The organism is Pleomorphomonas sp. PLEO, assembly GCF_041320595.1.
GTDB lineage: Bacteria > Pseudomonadota > Alphaproteobacteria > Rhizobiales > Pleomorphomonadaceae > Pleomorphomonas.
In genome coordinates, this window is record NZ_CP166625.1 from 4,713,153 (window position 1) to 4,731,392 (window position 18,240).

General features: G+C 61.8%; 16 protein-coding genes. 12 read left to right on the forward strand and 4 right to left on the reverse strand.

What is annotated here, in order from left to right; genetic code table 11:
* Genes AB6N07_RS21830 through AB6N07_RS21840 form a run of 3 tightly spaced genes read right to left on the reverse strand, consistent with a single transcriptional unit; the run spans position 1 to position 2,970 of the window.
* Entirely contained in the window at positions 1–1,173 is a 1,173-nt protein-coding gene (locus AB6N07_RS21830; protein ID WP_370675159.1) for a glycoside hydrolase family 88 protein, read from the reverse strand.
* Positions 1,174–1,192: 19 nt separating this feature from the next.
* Positions 1,193–2,029 (reverse strand): carbohydrate ABC transporter permease, encoded by an 837-nt coding sequence (locus AB6N07_RS21835; protein ID WP_370675160.1) that lies wholly within the window; start codon positions 2,027–2,029, stop codon positions 1,193–1,195.
* A gap of 23 nt (positions 2,030–2,052) precedes the next feature.
* Entirely contained in the window at positions 2,053–2,970 is a 918-nt protein-coding gene (locus tag AB6N07_RS21840) for a carbohydrate ABC transporter permease (protein ID WP_370675161.1), read from the reverse strand.
* A gap of 313 nt (positions 2,971–3,283) precedes the next feature.
* Between AB6N07_RS21840 and AB6N07_RS21845 the strand changes: the two genes are divergently transcribed.
* Positions 3,284–5,080, forward strand: a complete 1,797-nt coding sequence (locus AB6N07_RS21845) for a heparinase II/III family protein (RefSeq protein ID WP_370675162.1) — start codon at positions 3,284–3,286, stop codon at positions 5,078–5,080.
* Positions 5,081–5,085: 5 nt separating this feature from the next.
* Here AB6N07_RS21845 and AB6N07_RS21850 read toward each other — a convergent pair whose 3' ends face one another.
* A complete protein-coding gene (locus AB6N07_RS21850; protein WP_370675163.1) occupies positions 5,086–6,126 on the reverse strand; it encodes a LacI family DNA-binding transcriptional regulator in 1,041 nt (346 codons plus the stop codon).
* A gap of 224 nt (positions 6,127–6,350) precedes the next feature.
* On the opposite strand from AB6N07_RS21850, the gene AB6N07_RS21855 reads away from it, so the two are divergent.
* From AB6N07_RS21855 to AB6N07_RS21905, 11 genes are all read left to right on the forward strand, one after another.
* Entirely contained in the window at positions 6,351–8,042 is a 1,692-nt protein-coding gene (locus tag AB6N07_RS21855) for a DapH/DapD/GlmU-related protein (protein WP_370675164.1), read from the forward strand.
* Between the two features lie 210 nt (positions 8,043–8,252).
* Positions 8,253–8,915 (forward strand): pyridoxamine 5'-phosphate oxidase family protein, encoded by a 663-nt coding sequence (locus AB6N07_RS21860; RefSeq protein WP_370675165.1) that lies wholly within the window; start codon positions 8,253–8,255, stop codon positions 8,913–8,915.
* Between the two features lie 4 nt (positions 8,916–8,919).
* On the forward strand, positions 8,920–9,633 hold the full coding sequence (locus AB6N07_RS21865; RefSeq protein ID WP_370675166.1) for a type 1 glutamine amidotransferase: 714 nt from the start codon (positions 8,920–8,922) through the stop codon (positions 9,631–9,633).
* Positions 9,634–9,757: 124 nt separating this feature from the next.
* Positions 9,758–11,401, forward strand: a complete 1,644-nt coding sequence (locus AB6N07_RS21870; RefSeq protein ID WP_370675167.1) for a sigma 54-interacting transcriptional regulator — start codon at positions 9,758–9,760, stop codon at positions 11,399–11,401.
* Between the two features lie 411 nt (positions 11,402–11,812).
* Complete coding sequence (gene nifH / locus AB6N07_RS21875) at positions 11,813–12,643, forward strand: nitrogenase iron protein (RefSeq protein ID WP_370675168.1); 831 nt, start codon at positions 11,813–11,815, stop codon at positions 12,641–12,643.
* Between the two features lie 77 nt (positions 12,644–12,720).
* Positions 12,721–14,286 carry a nitrogenase iron-iron protein, alpha chain gene (gene anfD / locus AB6N07_RS21880; RefSeq protein ID WP_370675169.1) on the forward strand — a complete coding sequence of 522 codons (1,566 nt, stop codon included), beginning with the start codon at positions 12,721–12,723 and terminating at the stop codon, positions 14,284–14,286.
* A gap of 11 nt (positions 14,287–14,297) precedes the next feature.
* The gene (gene anfG, locus AB6N07_RS21885; protein WP_370675170.1) at positions 14,298–14,723 is read left to right on the forward strand and encodes a Fe-only nitrogenase subunit delta; all 426 of its coding nucleotides are present in this window, start codon (positions 14,298–14,300) and stop codon (positions 14,721–14,723) included.
* Positions 14,724–14,735: 12 nt separating this feature from the next.
* Complete coding sequence (anfK, locus tag AB6N07_RS21890) at positions 14,736–16,124, forward strand: Fe-only nitrogenase subunit beta (RefSeq protein ID WP_370675171.1); 1,389 nt, start codon at positions 14,736–14,738, stop codon at positions 16,122–16,124.
* Between the two features lie 65 nt (positions 16,125–16,189).
* On the forward strand, positions 16,190–16,876 hold the full coding sequence (gene anfO, locus AB6N07_RS21895; RefSeq protein WP_370675172.1) for a Fe-only nitrogenase accessory protein AnfO: 687 nt from the start codon (positions 16,190–16,192) through the stop codon (positions 16,874–16,876).
* Positions 16,877–16,886: 10 nt separating this feature from the next.
* Positions 16,887–17,426, forward strand: coding sequence for a gamma-glutamylcyclotransferase family protein (locus tag AB6N07_RS21900; RefSeq protein WP_370675173.1), 540 nt, complete (start codon positions 16,887–16,889; stop codon positions 17,424–17,426).
* 1 nt (position 17,427) lies between these two features.
* On the forward strand, positions 17,428–18,237 hold the full coding sequence (locus tag AB6N07_RS21905; protein WP_370675174.1) for an NAD(+)--dinitrogen-reductase ADP-D-ribosyltransferase: 810 nt from the start codon (positions 17,428–17,430) through the stop codon (positions 18,235–18,237).
* Positions 18,238–18,240 lie beyond the last annotated feature (3 nt).

Sequence of the window (18,240 nt, forward strand, 5' to 3'; positions counted from 1 at the left end):
TCACCAGTAGGAAACCCAGTTGGAAGAAAGGCGCGTCAGCGCCTCCATGTAGAAATAGTCGCCCCAGATGACGCACTCATCGACGCCCTCGGGCGTACAGGTGTTGAAGGGCGTCTTCTTGGAATAGGTTCCGTGCAGCACCAGGCCGTTTGAAACAGCGGGATCGGTGACGGCATAGGTGCGTACGAGGCTCGCCACCATGCGTCGGGCAAGGTCGCGATAGGCTGAAGCGACCGTCTCGTCGACGTGAAGCGCCATTTCGAGAAGACCGCAGGCGACGATCGAGGCGCTCGAGGAATCGCGCGGCTCCTCGGTGCCTGAGGTGAACATCAGATCCCAGTAGGGAACGAGATTCTCGGGAAGCTTGTGCAAATAGAAGTCGAGCAGTTGGTCGAACAGCGCACGCTTTTCCGCCGTGCGCTCAATCTTGTAGGCCAGCGCCACGCCGTAGATGCTCCAGGCCTGACCGCGCGTCCAAGGGGAATCGTCGCTGTAGCCCTGGCAGGTCGCCCCGTGCGACGGCTGGCCGGTCACCGGATCCATGAAAAAGGTATGATAGGTCGAAAAATCCGGCCGGATGGAGTTTTCGAGGCAGGTAGCGGTGTGAATGCGGGCCACCTCCGCGTAACGGCCGTCGCCCGTCTCCTCGGTCGCCCAATAGAGCAGCGGCAGGTTCATCAGGCAGTCGATGATGAAGCGATAGTTCTCCGGCGCCCCGAAGGCTCCCCATGCCTGGATGAAGCCGCCGACCGACTGGAAGCGATCCATGAGCCGGTCGGCGGCAAGAATAGCCGCTGCGCGGGCCAGCCGGTCGCCGGTCAGCCTGTAGGCGGCGACGCAGCTCGGCGAATAGAGGAAGCCCATGTCGTGATGGTCGACCGCGATGCGATTTTCCACGCGATGATGGAAATCCTTGACCTGCACGCGGGCGGCATCAAGAAAAGCTTGGTCTCCGGAGCGCTCGTAGGCGAGCCAGATTTGGCCAGGCCAGAAGCCGCAGGTCCACTGGTCGTTGGCGCAGGTGGGGTAGAAATTGCCGACGCTCGAGTGATTGCGGGCAGCTTGAGTGAATTCGGGCAGGTTGCGCCGCACCAGATCGACGGCAAGGTCGAGCGCGCTGGCCACCTGCTCGTTCGTCACCGGGTCGATCGTCGGCGAAATACACGCGGTCATGATGGTCCTTTCGCTGCGCTCAGCCCTTGAGGCCGCTCGAGGCGATGCCTTCGACGAAGAAACGCTGCAGGGCGAGGAAGACGATGAGAACGGGGATCAGGGTCACGACCGACGCCGCCATGATCAGTCCGTATTCGGCCGAATACTGGGCGATGAACATGCGAAGGCCGATCTGGATCGTCTTGAGTTCGGTCTTGGTGAGGTAGATCATCGGCCCGAGGAAGTCGTTCCAGGTGGTGACGAAGGTGAAGATCGTCAGCGTGGACAGCGCGGGCTTGGAAAGCGGCAGCATGATCTTCCACCAGATCTGGTATTCGTTCATGCCATCGATGCGGGCGGCCTCGCAGAGTTCGTCGGGAATGCTCTGGTAGAACTGCCGCATCAGGAACACGCCGAAGGCGGTGAAGGCCTGCAGGCAGATCAGCGCCAGATGCGTGTTGTTAAGGTGGAACTCGCGCATCAGGATGAACTGCGGCACCATGTAGACCTGCCAGGGCATGGCGATGGTGCCGATGTAGCCGAGAAAGGGCGCGTTCTTGTACTTGAAGTCGAGTTTGGCGAAGGCATAGGCGGCAAAGCTCGAGGTGAGAAGCTGCAGCGCCGTCACAATGATGGTCAGCTTGGACGTGTTCCAGATGAACAGCGCCAGCGGTACCTTGGTCCAGATATCGATGTAGTTGCGCCACACCGGCTCGGCGGGAAACCACTCCACCGGGAAGGAGAACACGTCCTTGCTGAGCTTCAGCGATGCCGACAGCATCCATACGAAGGGCACCAGCATGGTCACAGTCGTTGCGATCAGGATGGCGTAAACGAGGATGCGGGCTGGCTTGACCTTGCGACCGAGAATTTTCATGGCGTTTCCTCCGACCCGAACCATCACTTGTCCCTTTGGCCACGGAACTGGACGACCGTGACGATGAGAACGAGCAGGAACAGAACGAGGGCGACCATGCTGGCGTATCCCAGGTCCCAGGAGATGAAGGCTTCGTTGTAGATGTGGTAGACGAGGACCAGCGTGGATGTGCCCGGCCCGCCCTGCGTCAACATGTAGATCTGGTCGAAGACCTTGAAGCACTGGATGGTCAGCATGATGCTGACGAAGAAGGTCGTCGCGCTCAGTTGTGGAATGGTGACATGGCGGAACTTGTCCCAGGCGTTGGCGCCGTCGATGCCGGCCGCCTCGTAGAGCTCGGGATTCACGCCCTGCAGACCGGCAAGGTAGATCACCATGTAGTAGCCCATGTTCTTCCACACGGAGAACAGGATGACCGTGACCATCGCCCAGTTCTTGTCGGCCGACCAGCCGGGCAGATGCGCCGGATCGAGGCCCAAAGCCACCAGCAGCATGTTGAACGGGCCCATGGCCGGATTGAAGATCATGTTCCAAACCACGGCGACCGCGACCAGCGAGGCGACGTAAGGGAAGAACATGACGGTGCGAAAGAAATTGCGGCCGAAGACCTTCTGGTTGAGCAGCACCGCCAGCAGCAGCGAACAGACCAGCGTCAGCGGCACGGTTACCGCCGTGTAGATCAGCGTGTTCCAGAGCGCGGTCTGGAATACATCGTCGGAGAACAGGCGCCAGAAGTTTCTGAGCCCGGCAAACGTCATCTCGTTCGAACCGTCCCACTCCATGAAGGCCAGCGCGAAGGCGAACAGGATCGGCCCGAGCGTGAACACGGCAAAGCCGACGAAATTCGGAGCAATGAAGCTGTAGGCGACCACATTGTTGCGCAACCGCCGGCGAGCGGCCGTCATGGGGCGCGGCTTGCGAACTGGAGCGGTGACCGCCATTGCTTCCTCCCCGAGAATCTTTTCCGTTTCGTGTCAACTGACCCAGTGGAAATTTTCCAGAAATTTCCACTTTCCACCCATCCGTGGCACCTCTCCAACGGATAGGCTGGGCATGGCGACGATCTCCACATCGCGATATTCTCGCCACGTCTAGACGAGTGTAAACTCCACAAAACGTCGAAACGCAATCGAAAAAATACGCATATTTTCCATCTTTCCAATTTTGTTTCTTTTTCCTCATATTGGAAAACATTCAGACTCAAGCGACAGGGGAGCGGAGACGCCGCTTCGGAAGAGGACGGGGGAGAGCATCATGTTCGTCGAATGCCTGGCCAATCTGCCGCCGACGATCGACCGTTTCGTTCCGGCGCCGTCGGCGGGGGATCGTGCGGCGTGGCATTGTCTGCCGGCCGATGTTCGCAACGCCCTGATGGCGCGCGGCGAAAGCCAGGGCGATACCACCTTTCCGCCGCTTCCCGCCTCCGCCTATATGGATTTCCGCCGCAACGGCGACCGCGCGCGCTTCGAAGCGATCTACCTCACGCGGCGACGAACCCTCAACGCCGCGGTCATGGCCGAATGCGTTGCCCACGACGGTCGCTTTCTCGATCTGGTCATCGACGGCATTTTCGCTCTCTGCGAAGAAAGCGGCTGGCAGCTTCCAGCTCACAACACGCTGGTTCGCGACACGCCGACGACCATCTTGCCGGATGTCGACACGCCAGTCCTTGACCTGTTCGCCTGCGAGACCGGCGCGCAACTGGCAGTCATCGATCACCTGCTCGGCGCCGAACTCGACGCCGTCAGCCCGCTGATCCGGGCGCGCATCCGCCGCGAAATCAACGCGCGCATTTTCACTCCCTACCTCGGCCGTCACTTTTGGTGGATGGGCCATGGCGACGAGCCGATGTGCAACTGGACGGTCTGGTGCACCCAGAACGTTCTGCTCGCCACAATGACCGGCGACTACCCGCCCGATCTGCGCCGTCAGGTGGTGATCAAAGCCGCCGAGGGCCTCGACGCATTCCTGAAGGACTACGCGGACGACGGCTGCTGCGAGGAGGGCGCGCAATACTATCGCCACGCGGGCCTCTGCCTGTTCAACGCCATGGACATCCTGAACAGTGTTACGGGCGGGGCTTTTGCGGCGGCGACCCGCTCCGACAAGATCCGCAACATCGCGGAGTATATCGTCAACATCCACGCGCGCGGCGCCTACTACTTCAACTTCGCCGACTGCTCGCCACTGGCCGGTCAGGCCGGCGCCCGCGAATATCTGTTCGGCCTCGCCGTAGGCTCGGATCGCCTAGCCGACTTCGCCGCGGCCGACTGGGCGACATCGACCGATCGCGACCTGCCCGACGAGATCAATCTCTATTACCGGCTACAGTCAGCGTTCGCCACCGAACGGATCGCCGCCCATCGCCCGGCCGCGCCACAGGCGCAAAAGGACATCCACTATCCCAGCGTCGGGCTGTTCGTCCTGCGCGACGCCACCTTCGACCTTGCCGTCAAGGCCGGCGACAACGGCGACAGCCACGGCCACGCCGATGCCGGCTCGCTGATCCTGTTCAAGAACGGCGCCCCCTTGCTCATCGACGTCGGCGTGGAAACCTATACGGCCAAGACCTTCTCCGCCGCCCGTCACGAAATCTGGACCATCCGGGCGGCCTATCACAACCTGCCGCTTTTCGGCGGAGCCGAGGAAGGCTACGGCGCCGCCTATGGCGCCCGCGACGTGGTCTTCGCGCCGGGCGAGAGAGAAAGCCGTGTCTCGATGGACCTCGCCGGCGCCTTTCCGCCAGCGGCCGGCGTGACGACGGCGCGCCGAACCGTCCGCTTCGTCAAGGGCGAGCATATCGAGATCGAAGACGTGAGGTCGCCGAGCGGTCCCGCGACACTGCATCTCATGCTGGCGCGGTGTCCGGAAATCGCAGCGGGCGAGTTGATACTGCCTGGCCTCGGCACGATCGAGGTTGAGGGTGGAGGAGCGGCAACGGTCGAGGCGATTGCCATATCCGATCCGCGGCTGCGCCTGGCATGGCCGGAAACGCTCTATCGCGTTGCCATTCCCTTCGAGGATCGCATCCTCGTGAGGATCGGCAAATGAGGAATTCAGCGGGGTGGCGCTGCCACGGAGGCCCGTTCCACCAGCTGGACGCCGAGGCTGAGCCGGCGACCGTTGCGGAGCGGGTTGGCCGCGCCCTCGATCAGCATATGCACCGCTGCCCGCCCCATTTCGGCCCGTTCGATGTGGAACGTCGTGAGCGGAATCTCGCAATGCGCGCTGATGGGAAGGTCGTCGAACCCGGTGATCGACACGTCCTCAGGCACCCGGTAACCGGCGGCGAGCACTGCTCGCATGGCGCCGATGGCCAGCATGTCAGACACGCAGCAAAGCGCCGTCGCCTCGAATTTGCCGCTCTCGATGAGCCTCGTGACCGCCTGCTGCGCACCGGTGCTGGTCAGCCCGGCGTCGTCGGTGTCGAGCAGATGGCGGTCGGCATCGAAAGCAATGCCAGACCGCTCGAGCGCCTTGCGGAATCCCTCAAGGCGAAGCGTGAGGGATTCGCGGAACGGATGGGTGACGTGCAGCAGGTTCCTGTGCCCCATGTCGAGGAGATGCCGCGCCGCCGCCCAGCCGCCGAAGTGATAGTCGGGCGAAACGCTGTCGATCCGCATGGCGGGATCCATGCCGTTGATGATCACCGCCGGGCAACCGATGGCCGCGACGGCATCGACCAGCACCGGCTGGTCGAGCCCCATCATGATGACGCTCTCCGGCAAGCCGCGACGAAACAGGCTAGACGGATCGGGTGTCGGTTCGCCGTGGAACAGCATCTCGACGCAGAGCCCCAAGCCGATGCGCTCGGCCTCCTCGGTGATGCCGCGCAGGATCTCGCCGTAGAAACTGTCGTTTCCGACATATCGATCGTAGGTGACGATGGTTGCCGTGCCGAGACCGGTCGATTGTCGGGGGCGCCCGTCCGACTTGCGATAGCCGACGGCCTCCACCGCCCGCATGATTCGCTCGCGGTTGGCAGGGCTGACACCGACCTTAGCGTTGAGCGCTTTCGACACGGTGCCGACGGAAACGCCCGCCGCCGCGGCAATATCGCTGAGAGTCGCCGAACGCGGTGGTTTGTGCTTGCCCATTCCAACCTTCCCCTCGGTCGGCGCAACGCCAGACGGCAGCGATCCGATTACCTGCCCTTGTGGTGGGCATACTAGGATGATCAGGAAAAAGTTTCTATGTGGAAAAATATCGACGCATTTTCCATGAGAGACGTGTTCCACCGATCCTCTTCCATGTGGCTCGAGGCCTGCGCCGGAACCGGCCCGAGCCCTCGCCGCATCCGCTTCCATGAGAGACCCCGAACATGATCGAATCGCATGCGGACACCGGCATCGCCGCCGAAGCGAACCGTAAGGCGCGCATCGCCGTCCTTAGCTGGGAGCGAACCGATGCGGACATCACCGATCCGGCCCATCAGGCCCGGATCGCCGACCTGACGCGAAATGCCGGTGCGCGCATAGCAGCAACCGCCTTTGTCGCTCCGGGCGCGGACGTGTTCACGGAGCGTCTGGTTCTTGGCGAACGGTCGTGGATCGCTGCTCATGCGATCGTACGCGGCGATATCGCCTTTGGCGATGATTGCACCATCAACGCCTACGCCTGCATTTCCGGCAAGGTGAGTTGCGGCAATGGCGTGAGGATCGCCTCGCTCGTCTCGATCGTTGGCTTCAACCATGGCTTCGAGGATCCTGATCGCCCCATCCATCACCAAGGTCTGATCTCCACCGGCATCGAGATCGGCGATGACGTCTGGATCGGCGCCAACGCGGTGATCGTCGACGGCGTCAGCGTCGGCCGTGGAGCGGTGATCGCCGCCGGTGCCGTGGTCACGCGGGACGTGCCACCCTTCGCGATCGTTGCGGGCGTTCCGGCCAAGGTGGTCCGCCAGCGCGGCGAAACTCGCCGGACCACACCGAGCCGACGCACAGAAACGGAACGGGCTCTCAGCGCCCTCGGTGCGCGCGTCGCGGCGGACTGGCGGCAGATCCTGTCGCGCCACCGGACCGATGACGACTATCTCTCGCCCGAGGCCGACGGCGTCGTCCGACCAAGCGCCCGCCATCTTTGCGATGCACTGGAAATCGCCGCCGGCTTCGGCGCGGTCGAGGAAGCGCTGCTCCCGGAGGGAAATGGTGCTGGCGGCCCGGTGCGCTCCGCCACACTCGCGCGATTGCAGGCGCTGCAGGACGCGGCGAGTGGGCTGTTCCCCGACCCGGCCCGACCACCCGCAGTCGGCACTCCGCTGCGAAACGACCCGCTGGCGCTCTATAATGTGCTGGCCGTCGGCTATGCGCTGGAAATCCTCGGTGCGCAGCCGCTCCATCTCGTCTCCGCTGTCGACATCGACGCTTCGTCCCTCTGCGCCTGGCTCGAGACCCTGCCGTGGACGAACAATGCCTGGGGCGCCGGCGCCGCTGTCGATGCCATCGGCACCGGGCTCTACCTCAACGCCCGCTATTTCTCCGCTCGGGGGCAGCTTTCAACCCTGTTCGGTTGGCTCACCATGCGGGCGGACCGGACGACCGGACTTTGGGGCAGGCCTACCGATGCCGACGGCTGGCTGCAGCCGGTCAACGGCTTCTACCGGCTCACCCGAGGCACCTACGCCCAGTTCGGCATGCCCCTCCCCTATCCCGAAGCGACCATCGGTACCGTCCTCCTGCACTACCGGACAAATGGCGGGTTCGCAGGCGCCGCCTACAACGCCTGCAATATCCTCGACACCGTTCATCCTCTCACACTCTGCCTTCGGCAGACCGATCATCGCCGCGCCGAGGTGGAAGCTATAGCTGAAGACATCCTGCTGCGGACGTCCGAACGTTGGCAGGCAGGTGCCGGCTTTGCCTTCGCGGACGGTCAGCCGCCCGGTCTTCAAGGTACGGAGATGTGGCTTTCAGTGATCCATATAGCTGCGAGCATCATTGGGCTCGACCCTGGCTTTCCTTTCCTTCCCAATGGCATACACAGGACGGGCGCTGTCGGTTTGGGGTTATAGATACCAATCTTGGGTGTTGGATCTAAGACGTTGATAGTCAATTGTTTCTCCCGCGTGGAGAGACGCGCTATGGGCCAGGATCTGCTTGCTCGCCAAGGACCCGGTCGAGGCACACCTAATCACCCTTTAAAGTTGTAAATTTCGGATGGCGCAAGTGGCCTGCGTTATGCAGTTGCCAGAGTATTCCATAACTCCGAGAGGAATTTCTCCGTGCCCGATGCTGCTCCGCCGACCGCTCCCAGCGCTCGCACCCGCGTCAATCGCTACCGTTGGCTCGCCCACTACGACCGAGAGACCATTTACGCTATTCTTGATGCTATGCCGGTCGCCCACGTTGGCTACATCCACGACGGCGCCCCCATTGTGACTCCGACGCTGCAGTGGCGCGAGGGTGATCGCATCTACTGGCATGGCGCCGCCCACGGCCGCATGATGAAGGCGACCAACGAAGCGGAGGTTTGCCTCACCGTTTCCATCCTCGACGGGTTGGTGCTGGCGCGCGCGGCCTACAACTTCAACATCAACCATCGCTCGGTCATGGTGTTCGGCCAGCCCGAGGCGGTGACCGAGCCTACCGAAAAAACCCGCCTGCTGAAGCGCTTCGTCGATGGTTACGTGCCGGGCCAATGGGAGCATCTGCGGCCGGTCACCGAACAGGAGATCGCCGCCACCGCCATTCTGTCTCTGCCCCTTAGCGAGGCGTCGGCCAAGCTGCGGGCCGGTCCGCCAGAGGACAACGAGGAAGACTACAGCTTTCCGGTCTGGGCTGGCGTGCTGCCGATCCATCTCACAGTTGGCGCCCCCGAGCCCGACCCACGCAACCAGCCCGGCGTTGAGGTGCCCGCTACCCTCTCTGCCTTCCAGATCGGTTGATGGGATGCGTATCCTTGTTTTTCAGCATCTCGGCGTCGAGCATCCCGGCACCTTCACCGCCCTGTGGACGGCGGCCGGTCATACAATCAAGACGGTGGAACTCGATGAGGATGAGCCAATTCCGCCGCTCGATCCCTTCGATCTTCTCGTTGCCATGGGCGGGCCGATGGACGTCTGGCAGGAAGCCGAACTGCCCTGGCTCGTCGCGGAGAAGGCCGCCATCCGCCGCTTCGTTCGCGATCTGGGCCGGCCCTATCTCGGCATCTGCCTTGGGCATCAACTGCTCGCCGATGCGCTCGGCGGTTCCGTCGGCCTGATGGCAGCGCCGGAGGTTGGCCTTGCAAGCGTAAGGCTCACAGAGGCCGGACGAGACGATCCAGTCTTCAAAGGCTTTCCGGACGAGGTCGACTGCTTCCAGTGGCACGGCGCCGAGGTAAAACGACTGCCCGACGGGGCGGTTATCCTAGCCGGAAACGCCGCCGCGCCAGTGCAGGCGATGCGCTGGGGCAGATATGCCTACGGCTTTCAGTATCACGTTGAGATCACGCCTCGAACTGTGCCCGATTGGCAGGCGATTCCCGCCTATCGAGCGAGCCTCGACATGGCACTCGGACAGCGGGCAGCGACGCTTGAGGCCGACGTTGGTGCCCGGCTCAAAACCTTTGGCGCGGCAGCCACGCGATTGAACGAGAATTTCCTAGCGATTTCAGAGCAGTAGGAGGATAGAGCGCTTCCCCGATATTTGCACGCAATTTGAGCCCTCCATCAGGCGTCGCTGGTCCGCTGTTTGCATCAAAAGTCTTGAGGAAACATCGGGAGGCGGGACAACGGGACACCGAAGAGTGGCCAACGACGCTCGTTTTTCTGCCGATCAGCTCGACGCCAGCCTTAGCTTCGGCACGCCGGTCGACGACTATTCGCATTGCGGTACCGGCGAATGCCGGGTCAATACGCTGCCGGTTCTCTACCGCCTCAACCAGGTGGTTTCGGAGAGTTCCGGCCTGTCGGATGCCCTGCATATAATCCTCGATATCATGCGCGTCAGCCTGCACATGGATCGCGGCATCATCACGCTCTATGACCGCCGCTCCGACACCATCTTCATCCACGAGAGTTTCGGCCTCTCCGACGACGAGAGGAAGCGCGGCATTTATGCGCCCGGCGAGGGCATCACAGGCAAGGTGGTGGAAAGCGGCAGTGCCATCGTCGTGCCACGCCTCGCCGAGAGCGCTGATTTCCTCAACCGCACCGGTTCGCCGGAAAGCGAGCGGCGCGGAAAGGCGGCCTTCATCTGCGTGCCGATCATGCTGGGGAAAAAAGTACTCGGCACCATCGCTGGAGAACGCGTTTATCGCAGCCAGCTTCTCCTCAAGCAGGACGCCGAATTCATAGCCGCCATCGCGCTGATGATAGCGCCGCTCGCCGAGCTCTATCTCATCGCCAACGTCGACAAGGTAGCGCTCGAGACCGAGAACCTGCGCCTCAGGAGCGAACTGAAGGAGCGTTATCAGCCGGCCAACATCATCGGCAACTCCAAGCCGATGCAGGAGGTCTATGAGCTAATCCGCAAGGTGTCCATGAGCCGGGCAACGGTGTTGATCCTCGGTGAAAGTGGCGTCGGCAAGGAGTTGGTGGCCAGCGCCATCCACTATTCGAGCGCTGCCTCCGATGGCCCGTTCGTCAAGTTCAACTGCGCGGCCATCCCCGAGAACCTCGCTGAAAGCGGCTTGTTCGGTCATGAAAAGGGAGCCTTCACCGGCGCGTTTGCCGCCCACAAGGGCTCGTTCGAACAGGCCGATGGCGGAACGATTTTCCTCGACGAAGTCGGCGAGCTGACTCTGGCTGTTCAAGCCAAGCTGCTCAGGGTGCTGCAGGAACGGGTGATCGAGCGGGTCGGTGGTTCCCGTCCGCTCAAAGTCGACGTCCGCATCATCGCCGCAACCAACCGCGACCTCGTCGCCATGATCGAGCGCGGAGAATTCCGCGAGGACCTTTATTACCGCCTCAACGTCGTGCCGGTCACCGTGCCGCCGCTCCGGGATCGCGATTCTGACGTCATCCTGCTGGCCGACCATTTCGTGGCGCAATCGAGCAAGGCCAATCAAAAGACCATCAAGCGCATCTCGACGCCCGCCCTCAACATGTTGATGGCCTATCATTGGCCCGGCAACGTGCGCGAACTCGAAAATGTCGTCGAGCGAGCGGTTATCCTGTCCGACGACGACGTGATCCATGGCTACAATCTGCCGCCATCGCTACAGACGCCGGACGAGACCGGCACCACCTTTGGCGTCAGTCTCGAAAGCAAGATCCACGCGGTCGAATACGAGATGATCGTTGACGCGCTCAAGACCTCGAACGGCAACGTCGGCATTGCCGCCAATGAGCTTGGACTGACCCGACGCATGCTCGGCCTCAGAATGGAGCGCTACGGCATCAGCTATAAGACCTTCCGTACCGGCACGCCGCAGCTACCCAGACGCTAAATCCATTCAACCCCAGTCTTCGACGCCCCGGTCGGATCCCTCCGCCGGGGCGTTTTTAATTGTTGCTGAGCCGGAGAAGGAATTGCCCCTTTCGGTGAATTCGGCTGGGTAAATTTCCGAAAATGTAAAACTTTCAAAAGTCCGACGTGGTGCGCTCAGGGTACGAGATTTCCCAAAATGTAAGTTCCCAATCTGATTTTACGTCGATGTGAATACCAAGAAGATGCGAACCATTTTCAACAACAGGAACGCCTTTCAAATCAATCTTCTAGAGACATGCTTTCGAAAAATGCATGGGAGCCATTCACTTGCTTTCTAATACTAAAGTCGTGGCACGACAGTTGCGATCCTTGATCTCGTCATCGGCGGCTATCCACCGCCCTCCCAAGTCCTCCCCCTGGAGAAAACGATATGACGACGCGCAAGGTAGCCATCTACGGCAAGGGCGGCATCGGCAAGTCCACAACCACGCAGAACACGGCAGCCGCTCTCTCCTATTTCCACGGCAAACACGTGTTCATCCACGGCTGCGACCCCAAGGCCGACTCCACTCGCCTTATCCTCGGTGGCAAACCGCAGGAGACGGTGATGGACACGCTACGCATCCACGGCGCCGAGAAGGTCACCCTCGACAAGGTGATGAGGAAGGGCTTCGGTGACATCCGTTGCGTCGAATCCGGCGGCCCGGAGCCGGGCGTCGGCTGTGCCGGTCGCGGCGTCATTACCGCCATCGACCTGATGGAGGAGAACGAGGCCTATACCGAGGATCTCGACTTCATCTTCTTCGACGTGCTTGGCGACGTCGTCTGCGGTGGTTTCGCCATGCCGATCCGCGATGGCAAGGCGCAGGAGGTCTATATCGTCGCCTCCGGCGAGATGATGGCCATCTACGCCGCCAACAACATCTGCAAGGGCTTGGTCAAATATGCCAAGCAGTCGGGAGTCCGGCTCGGCGGCATCATCTGCAATAGCCGCAACGTCGACGGTGAGAAGGAATTCCTCGAGGAATTCACGGCGGCTATCGGCACCAAGATGATCCACTTCGTGCCGCGCGACAACATCGTCCAGAAGGCCGAGTTCAACAAGAAGACGGTGACCGAGTTCGATCCCGCCCAGAACCAGGCCAACGAATATCGCGAGCTCGGCCGCAAGATCATCGAGAACGAAGACTTCGTCATTCCGCGGCCGCTGACCATGGACCAGCTCGAATCCATGGTCGTCAAATACGGCATGCTCAACTGAGCTGACCGCCTGGCTATCTGCCGCGGCACCTGTTTGCCGCGGTGGCGCCCTCCCTCCCCATGCAGAGGACGTTTCCCATGCCGTATCATGAATTCGAGGTCAGCAAGGTCATCCCCGAGCGCAAGCTGCACGCCGTGGTCAAAGGACCGGGCGAAGACCTCACTTCCTGCCTGCCCAAGGGCTACCTCAACACCATTCCCGGCACGATTTCCGAACGCGGCTGCGCCTATTGCGGCGCCAAGCACGTCATCGGCACGCCGATGAAGGATGTGATCCATCTCAGCCATGGCCCGGTCGGCTGCACCTACGACACCTGGCAGACCAAGCGCTACATCTCCGACAACAACAACTTTCAACTGAAGTACACCTTCGCCTCGGACGTAAAGGAAAAAAATATCGTCTTCGGCGCCGAAAAACTATTGAAGCAGAACATCCTCGAAGCCTTCGATGCCTTCCCCGACATCAAGCGAATGACCATCTACCAGACCTGCGCCACCGCGCTGATCGGCGACGATATGTCGGCAATCGCCGAGGAGGTAATGGCGGAGCGGCCCGAGGTCGATATCTTCGTCTGCAACTCGCCGGGCTTCGGCGGTCCGTCGCAGTCGGGCGGCCACCATAAGATCAACATCGCCTGGCTCAACCAGAAGGTTGGCACCCTCGAGCCGGAGATCACCTCCGACTACGTCATCAACTACGTCGGCGAGTATAACATCCAGGGCGACCAGGAAGTCATGCTCGACTTCTTCAGGCGCATGGGCATCCAGGTTTTGTCCACCTTCACCGGCAACAGCACCTATGACTCGTTGCGCGGCATGCACCGGGCCCATCTCAACGTACTCGAATGTGCCCGCTCGGCCGAATACCTCTGCGACGAACTGCGCGTCCGTTACGGCATCCCGCGCCTCGACATCGACGGTTTCGGGCATAAGGCGCTCGGCGACAGCTTGCGCAAGATTGGCCTGTTCTTTGGCATTGAGGACCGCGCCGAGGCGATCATCGCCGAGGAGACCGCCCGTTGGAAGCCGGAGCTCGACTGGTACAAGGAGCGCCTCCAGGGCAAGAAGGTTTGCCTGTGGCCGGGCGGTTCCAAGCTGTGGCACTGGGCGCACGCCATCCAGGAGGAGATGGGGGTCAAGGTCGTCTCGGTCTACACCAAGTTCGGCCACCAGGGCGACATGGAGAAGGGCGTATCGCGCTGCGGCGAGGGGGCGCTGGCCATTGACGATCCCAACGAGCTTGAGAACCAGGAAGCGATGCTGACGCTGAAGCCGGACGTGATCTTCACCGGCAAACGGCCGGGCGAAGTCGCCAAGAAGATGCGCGTGCCCTACCTCAACGCCCACGCCTATCACAACGGCCCCTACAAGGGTTTCGAGGGCTGGGTGCGCTTTGCCCGCGACATCTACAACGCCGTCTATTCGCCGATGCACCAATTGTCGGCCATCGACATCTCCAAGGACGATTACGAAACCGGCAAGGGCTTCGTCACCCGCCGCATGCTGTCCGACGCCTGCCTGTCAGCTGAGGCCAAGGCATCGCCGCTCACCGGCTACACCGGCAAGTTCGATCCCATTCCCGATCTGCGCCAGAAGACCTATCCGGCCTTCGAACGCCGTGTCGCCCCCGCAGCCGCCGAGTGAAGGAGGTCGTCATGGCAAAAGGCAAAGAGAAGAACGTCGCGCGGGCCAACTACCCCAAGCTCTACGACCACGATCCGCTGGCCGATGTCGACCCGGAGCTGCGCGCCAAGATCTCGGAGATGGAGACCTACATCATGAAGAACTGCCTGTGGCAGTTCAACTCACGCGGCTGGGACCGGCGCAAGCAAAACGCAGGCATTCTCGGCAAGACGGCGCAACTCTTGGTCGGCGAGGTGGTCGACAACCCGACACCGCTCGACAAATGCCACTGGGTCGACGCGGTGCTGCTCGCCCGCAATTTCAAGGAGCGCTGCCTCTGGCTCGCCGACCTCGGCGCCGACGAGATCCAGTCGATCATAGACAAGCTACACGCCCGCATCGACTGGCTGACCATCGACGGCTCTTTGAACGAAGAGCTGACCGTCCAGAACTACTGAAGGAGCCGACCCATGAATTGCGAAGTCAAGGTCAAGGACCGGATCGGCACCATCAATCCGATCTTCACCTGCCAGCCAGCCGGTGCCCAGTATGCGTCGATCGGCATCAAGGATTGCATCGGCATCGTCCACGGCGGTCAGGGTTGCGTGATGTTTGTCCGCCTGCTGATCTCCCAACATCTGAAAGAGAGCTTCGAGATCGCCTCGTCGTCGGTCCACGAGGACGGCGCGGTGTTCGGCGCTCTCGACCGCGTCGAAACGGCGGTGGATGTGCTGCTCTCCCGCTATCCGCATGTAAAGGTGGTGCCGATCATCTCCACCTGTTCGACCGAAGTGATCGGCGACGACATCGACGGCCTGATCACCAAACTGGAAGAAGGCCTGCTGGCTGAGAAATTCGCCGATCGGGAGGTGCATCTTCTGCCCATCCACACGCCCAGCTTCGTCGGCTCGATGGTGTCGGGCTACGATGTCGCCGTGCGCGACTTCGTCAAGAAGTTCGCCAAGAAGGGAGCCCCAACCGGCAAGATCAACCTGATCACGGGCTGGGTGAATCCCGGCGACGTCAAGGAGCTCAAGCACCTTCTGAAAGAGATGGATATCGACGCCACCGTGCTGTTCGAGATCGAAAGCTTCGATTCGCCGATCATGCCGGATGGCAAGGCCGTCTCGCATGGCTCGACCACCATCGAGGATCTGCAGGCGACAGGTTCGGCCATCCACACCTTCGCACTCAATCGCTACGAAGGCGGCAAGGCGGCGCAACTGCTTGAGAAGAAATTCAAAGTTCCCTCGACCGTCGGACCGACGCCGATCGGCATCCGCAACACCGACGCGCTGCTCAAAAAGCTGTCGCAGGTGACCGGTAAACCGATCCCCGCAAGCCTCGTCAGGGAACGCGGCATCGCCATTGACGCCATCACCGATGTCGCCCACATGTTCCTCGCCGACAAGAAGGTGGCGATCTACGGCAATCCGGATCTGGCCATCGGTTTGGCCGAATTCTGCCTCGATCTCGAGATGAAGCCGCAGTTGCTGCTGCTCGGCGACGATAACGCCGGCTATGTCAACGATCCCCGCATCAAGGCACTGCAGGACAACGTCGACTATCCCATGGAGATCGTTACCAACGCCGACTTCTGGGATCTTGAGGACCGCATCAAGAACAAGGGCCTCGAACTCGACCTGATCCTCGGCCACTCCAAGGGACGGTTCGTGTCGATCGACTACAACATCCCCATGGTGCGCGTCGGCTTTCCGACCTACGACCGGGCCGGCATGTTCCGCAACCCAGTGGTTGGCTATGCCGGCGCCACCTGGCTCGCCGAGCAGATGGCCAATGCTCTCTTCAACGACATGGAAGTCAAGAAGAACAAGGAATGGCTGCTCAACGTCTGGTGAGAAGCCCCACGGGCGGTGGATACGCCGCCCGCCGCTCCCCTATTTCCAAGCTGAAGAGAAACGCCATGAAGATTGCCGTGCACACCGATGCCGCCGGCCGTCCCGTCAGCCTCTACGAGGACGGCGTCATCCATCTCTATGAAGGCGGCGGTGACCGCTGGTCGAAGATCGGCGAATTCGCCTTTGCCTTGCCCGACGGCGCTTCCATCCCGCTGGTGCGCGGCCTCGTCGAGCGGGTAGCCTCTAGCCTCAGGGATTGCCGGACGCTGATCTCGGGCGATCGCAACGGCTATATCTATTCGCTGCTCGGCCAGGAAATGGGCTTCTCCTGCTGGACCTCCGAAGGCAGCCTCGACGATCAGCTCGCCATGGTCGAGCGCCGGCAGTTGGAGATCACCGCCCAGCAAGGCGCGTCGGCCTGCGCCACCGCCGGCTGTGCCACATCCAGCTGTGGCGGGCGGAAGGCGTTGGCCTGCGGTCGCGAAGTGGAAGTTCCACCGCCCGAGAACCTTGGCGAGGGCCGGCTGCGTGTCGACGTCGCGGCGGTGATGCGCAAGCTGCCCGGTCTCAATTCGCGCCAGATCCTGTTCCCTCTGCTCGAAGGCGGAAGCTTCGCCGAAGTCGAAGTAATCTGTGAGCACCTGCCGCGTTGGTTCGCCGCCAAGCTCGCCCAACTCGGCCTCGAATACACATCCGAGACGCTGCCAGGTGTCGGCGTCATCGCCACCATCACCCACCCGACAGTCCAGTAAGGAGGCGGACATGGCCGTCAACCGTCCGGTGTTACAGTTTCTTTATGGCGCCGATCTCAATCCCGAACGCCTTGCCGCGTGCTGCCCCGGCGCCGTGGTGAAGGCAATTGGCGAGCTGCGTGATCATCGCCTCGCTTTTTTTGGTCACAACGACCTTTGGGACGGCGGCGAGGAGACAGTACTGGCCGAGGATGGCGCGTCGGTGCATGGCATCGTCGTGGCGCTGTCGACGCGCGAAGCGGACTTTCTCGACAAGGTGCGTGGCGTCCGCCTCAACGGCACCGGAAGCCACTTCCATTCTCCTGTTACGGTCGAGACTCCGGACGGATCGCTTGGCGTCGTTCTCTACAAGCTCGACGACAGCCGCACGCCAGCGCCTCCGAGCGCCGAATACGTCGCCTATATGGTGGCGGGGGCCCGTCACTTCGGCCTGCCGCCCATCTGCCTTGCCGCGCTGGAAACGCTACCCGCCCGCCCGGCAACGATGCCGGTGCCGCGCATCGCCTTCCCGGCCATCGCCGCGGCGGCGGCCGGCGGCTGCGCCTGCTGACATGACGACGCCGGTGAGCCTGCCGCACGGTACCAATCTTGTTGGATTACCAACCGGGCTGATCGCCTCGGTCGGCTTCAACGACCAGCCGGCGCCGCTGCACATCTCCGGCGTACGCGAGATGAACGACCCACTGTTCGAAATGCTGGCCAAGGCCGAGAACATGGCCGACGCCTCCGATGCCTTCCTGAAATACATGGTGGCGGTCTATGGCCTCGATTTTGCTCAGAAGAGCGACGACTGCGGCATCCGCCGGCCGTTCCGCTCGTCGTTCCTTCGCCTGTTGATCGGCTGGGGCTACGACAGCTCCAGCCGCGAGGCCGCCGTGCTGAAAGGCTGGGTGGAAAGTCGCTTTGGTCTGTTACCTGGCTTCCACCATGACCCGATCGGTACCATCGGAGATGCCTCGTTCCTGACCTACGTCGAGGAGCGCATGGAAAGCGATTTCCACACCAACTCGATCTTCTCGCAGCTCGACCTGCTCTACGAATACGTCCAGTGGGTGCTGGCCTATCTCGTCTACCCCGACGAAAGCCACGTCCATCTTTATCGCGGCGTCGACGGCTTCCACGAGCACCACATCGTCAACCATCTCGATCGCCACCACTTCATCCTGCGGCTCAACAGCCTCTGCTCGTTCACGACCGACCGCTGGGTGGCCGACTGCTTCGGCCACACCATCCTGACGGTCGACGTTCCGCTCTCCAAGATCCTGTTTGCCAACACGCTGCTCACCTTCTTCCCGCTGCGCTCGGAGCGTGAGTTTTGGGTGATTGGCGGCGACTATCGCGTTTCTGTCGAAAGGGATTGATGC

Excerpts from the sequence above, each read along its gene's own strand:
- anfO (WP_370675172.1), top strand. The coding sequence starts at position 16,190 with ATGAAGATTGCCGTGCACACCGATGCCGCCGGCCGTCCCGTCAGCCTC.
- anfG (WP_370675170.1), top strand. The coding sequence starts at position 14,298 with ATGGCAAAAGGCAAAGAGAAGAACGTCGCGCGGGCCAACTACCCCAAG.
- AB6N07_RS21840 (WP_370675161.1), bottom strand. The coding sequence starts at position 2,970 with ATGGCGGTCACCGCTCCAGTTCGCAAGCCGCGCCCCATGACGGCCGCT.
- AB6N07_RS21900 (WP_370675173.1), top strand. The coding sequence starts at position 16,887 with ATGGCCGTCAACCGTCCGGTGTTACAGTTTCTTTATGGCGCCGATCTC.
- anfD (WP_370675169.1), top strand. The coding sequence starts at position 12,721 with ATGCCGTATCATGAATTCGAGGTCAGCAAGGTCATCCCCGAGCGCAAG.
- AB6N07_RS21835 (WP_370675160.1), bottom strand. The coding sequence starts at position 2,029 with ATGAAAATTCTCGGTCGCAAGGTCAAGCCAGCCCGCATCCTCGTTTAC.
- nifH (WP_370675168.1), top strand. The coding sequence starts at position 11,813 with ATGACGACGCGCAAGGTAGCCATCTACGGCAAGGGCGGCATCGGCAAG.
- AB6N07_RS21905 (WP_370675174.1), top strand. The coding sequence starts at position 17,428 with ATGACGACGCCGGTGAGCCTGCCGCACGGTACCAATCTTGTTGGATTA.
- AB6N07_RS21855 (WP_370675164.1), top strand. The coding sequence starts at position 6,351 with ATGATCGAATCGCATGCGGACACCGGCATCGCCGCCGAAGCGAACCGT.
- anfK (WP_370675171.1), top strand. The coding sequence starts at position 14,736 with ATGAATTGCGAAGTCAAGGTCAAGGACCGGATCGGCACCATCAATCCG.
- AB6N07_RS21865 (WP_370675166.1), top strand. The coding sequence starts at position 8,920 with ATGCGTATCCTTGTTTTTCAGCATCTCGGCGTCGAGCATCCCGGCACC.
- AB6N07_RS21850 (WP_370675163.1), bottom strand. The coding sequence starts at position 6,126 with ATGGGCAAGCACAAACCACCGCGTTCGGCGACTCTCAGCGATATTGCC.
- AB6N07_RS21830 (WP_370675159.1), bottom strand. The coding sequence starts at position 1,173 with ATGACCGCGTGTATTTCGCCGACGATCGACCCGGTGACGAACGAGCAG.
- AB6N07_RS21845 (WP_370675162.1), top strand. The coding sequence starts at position 3,284 with ATGTTCGTCGAATGCCTGGCCAATCTGCCGCCGACGATCGACCGTTTC.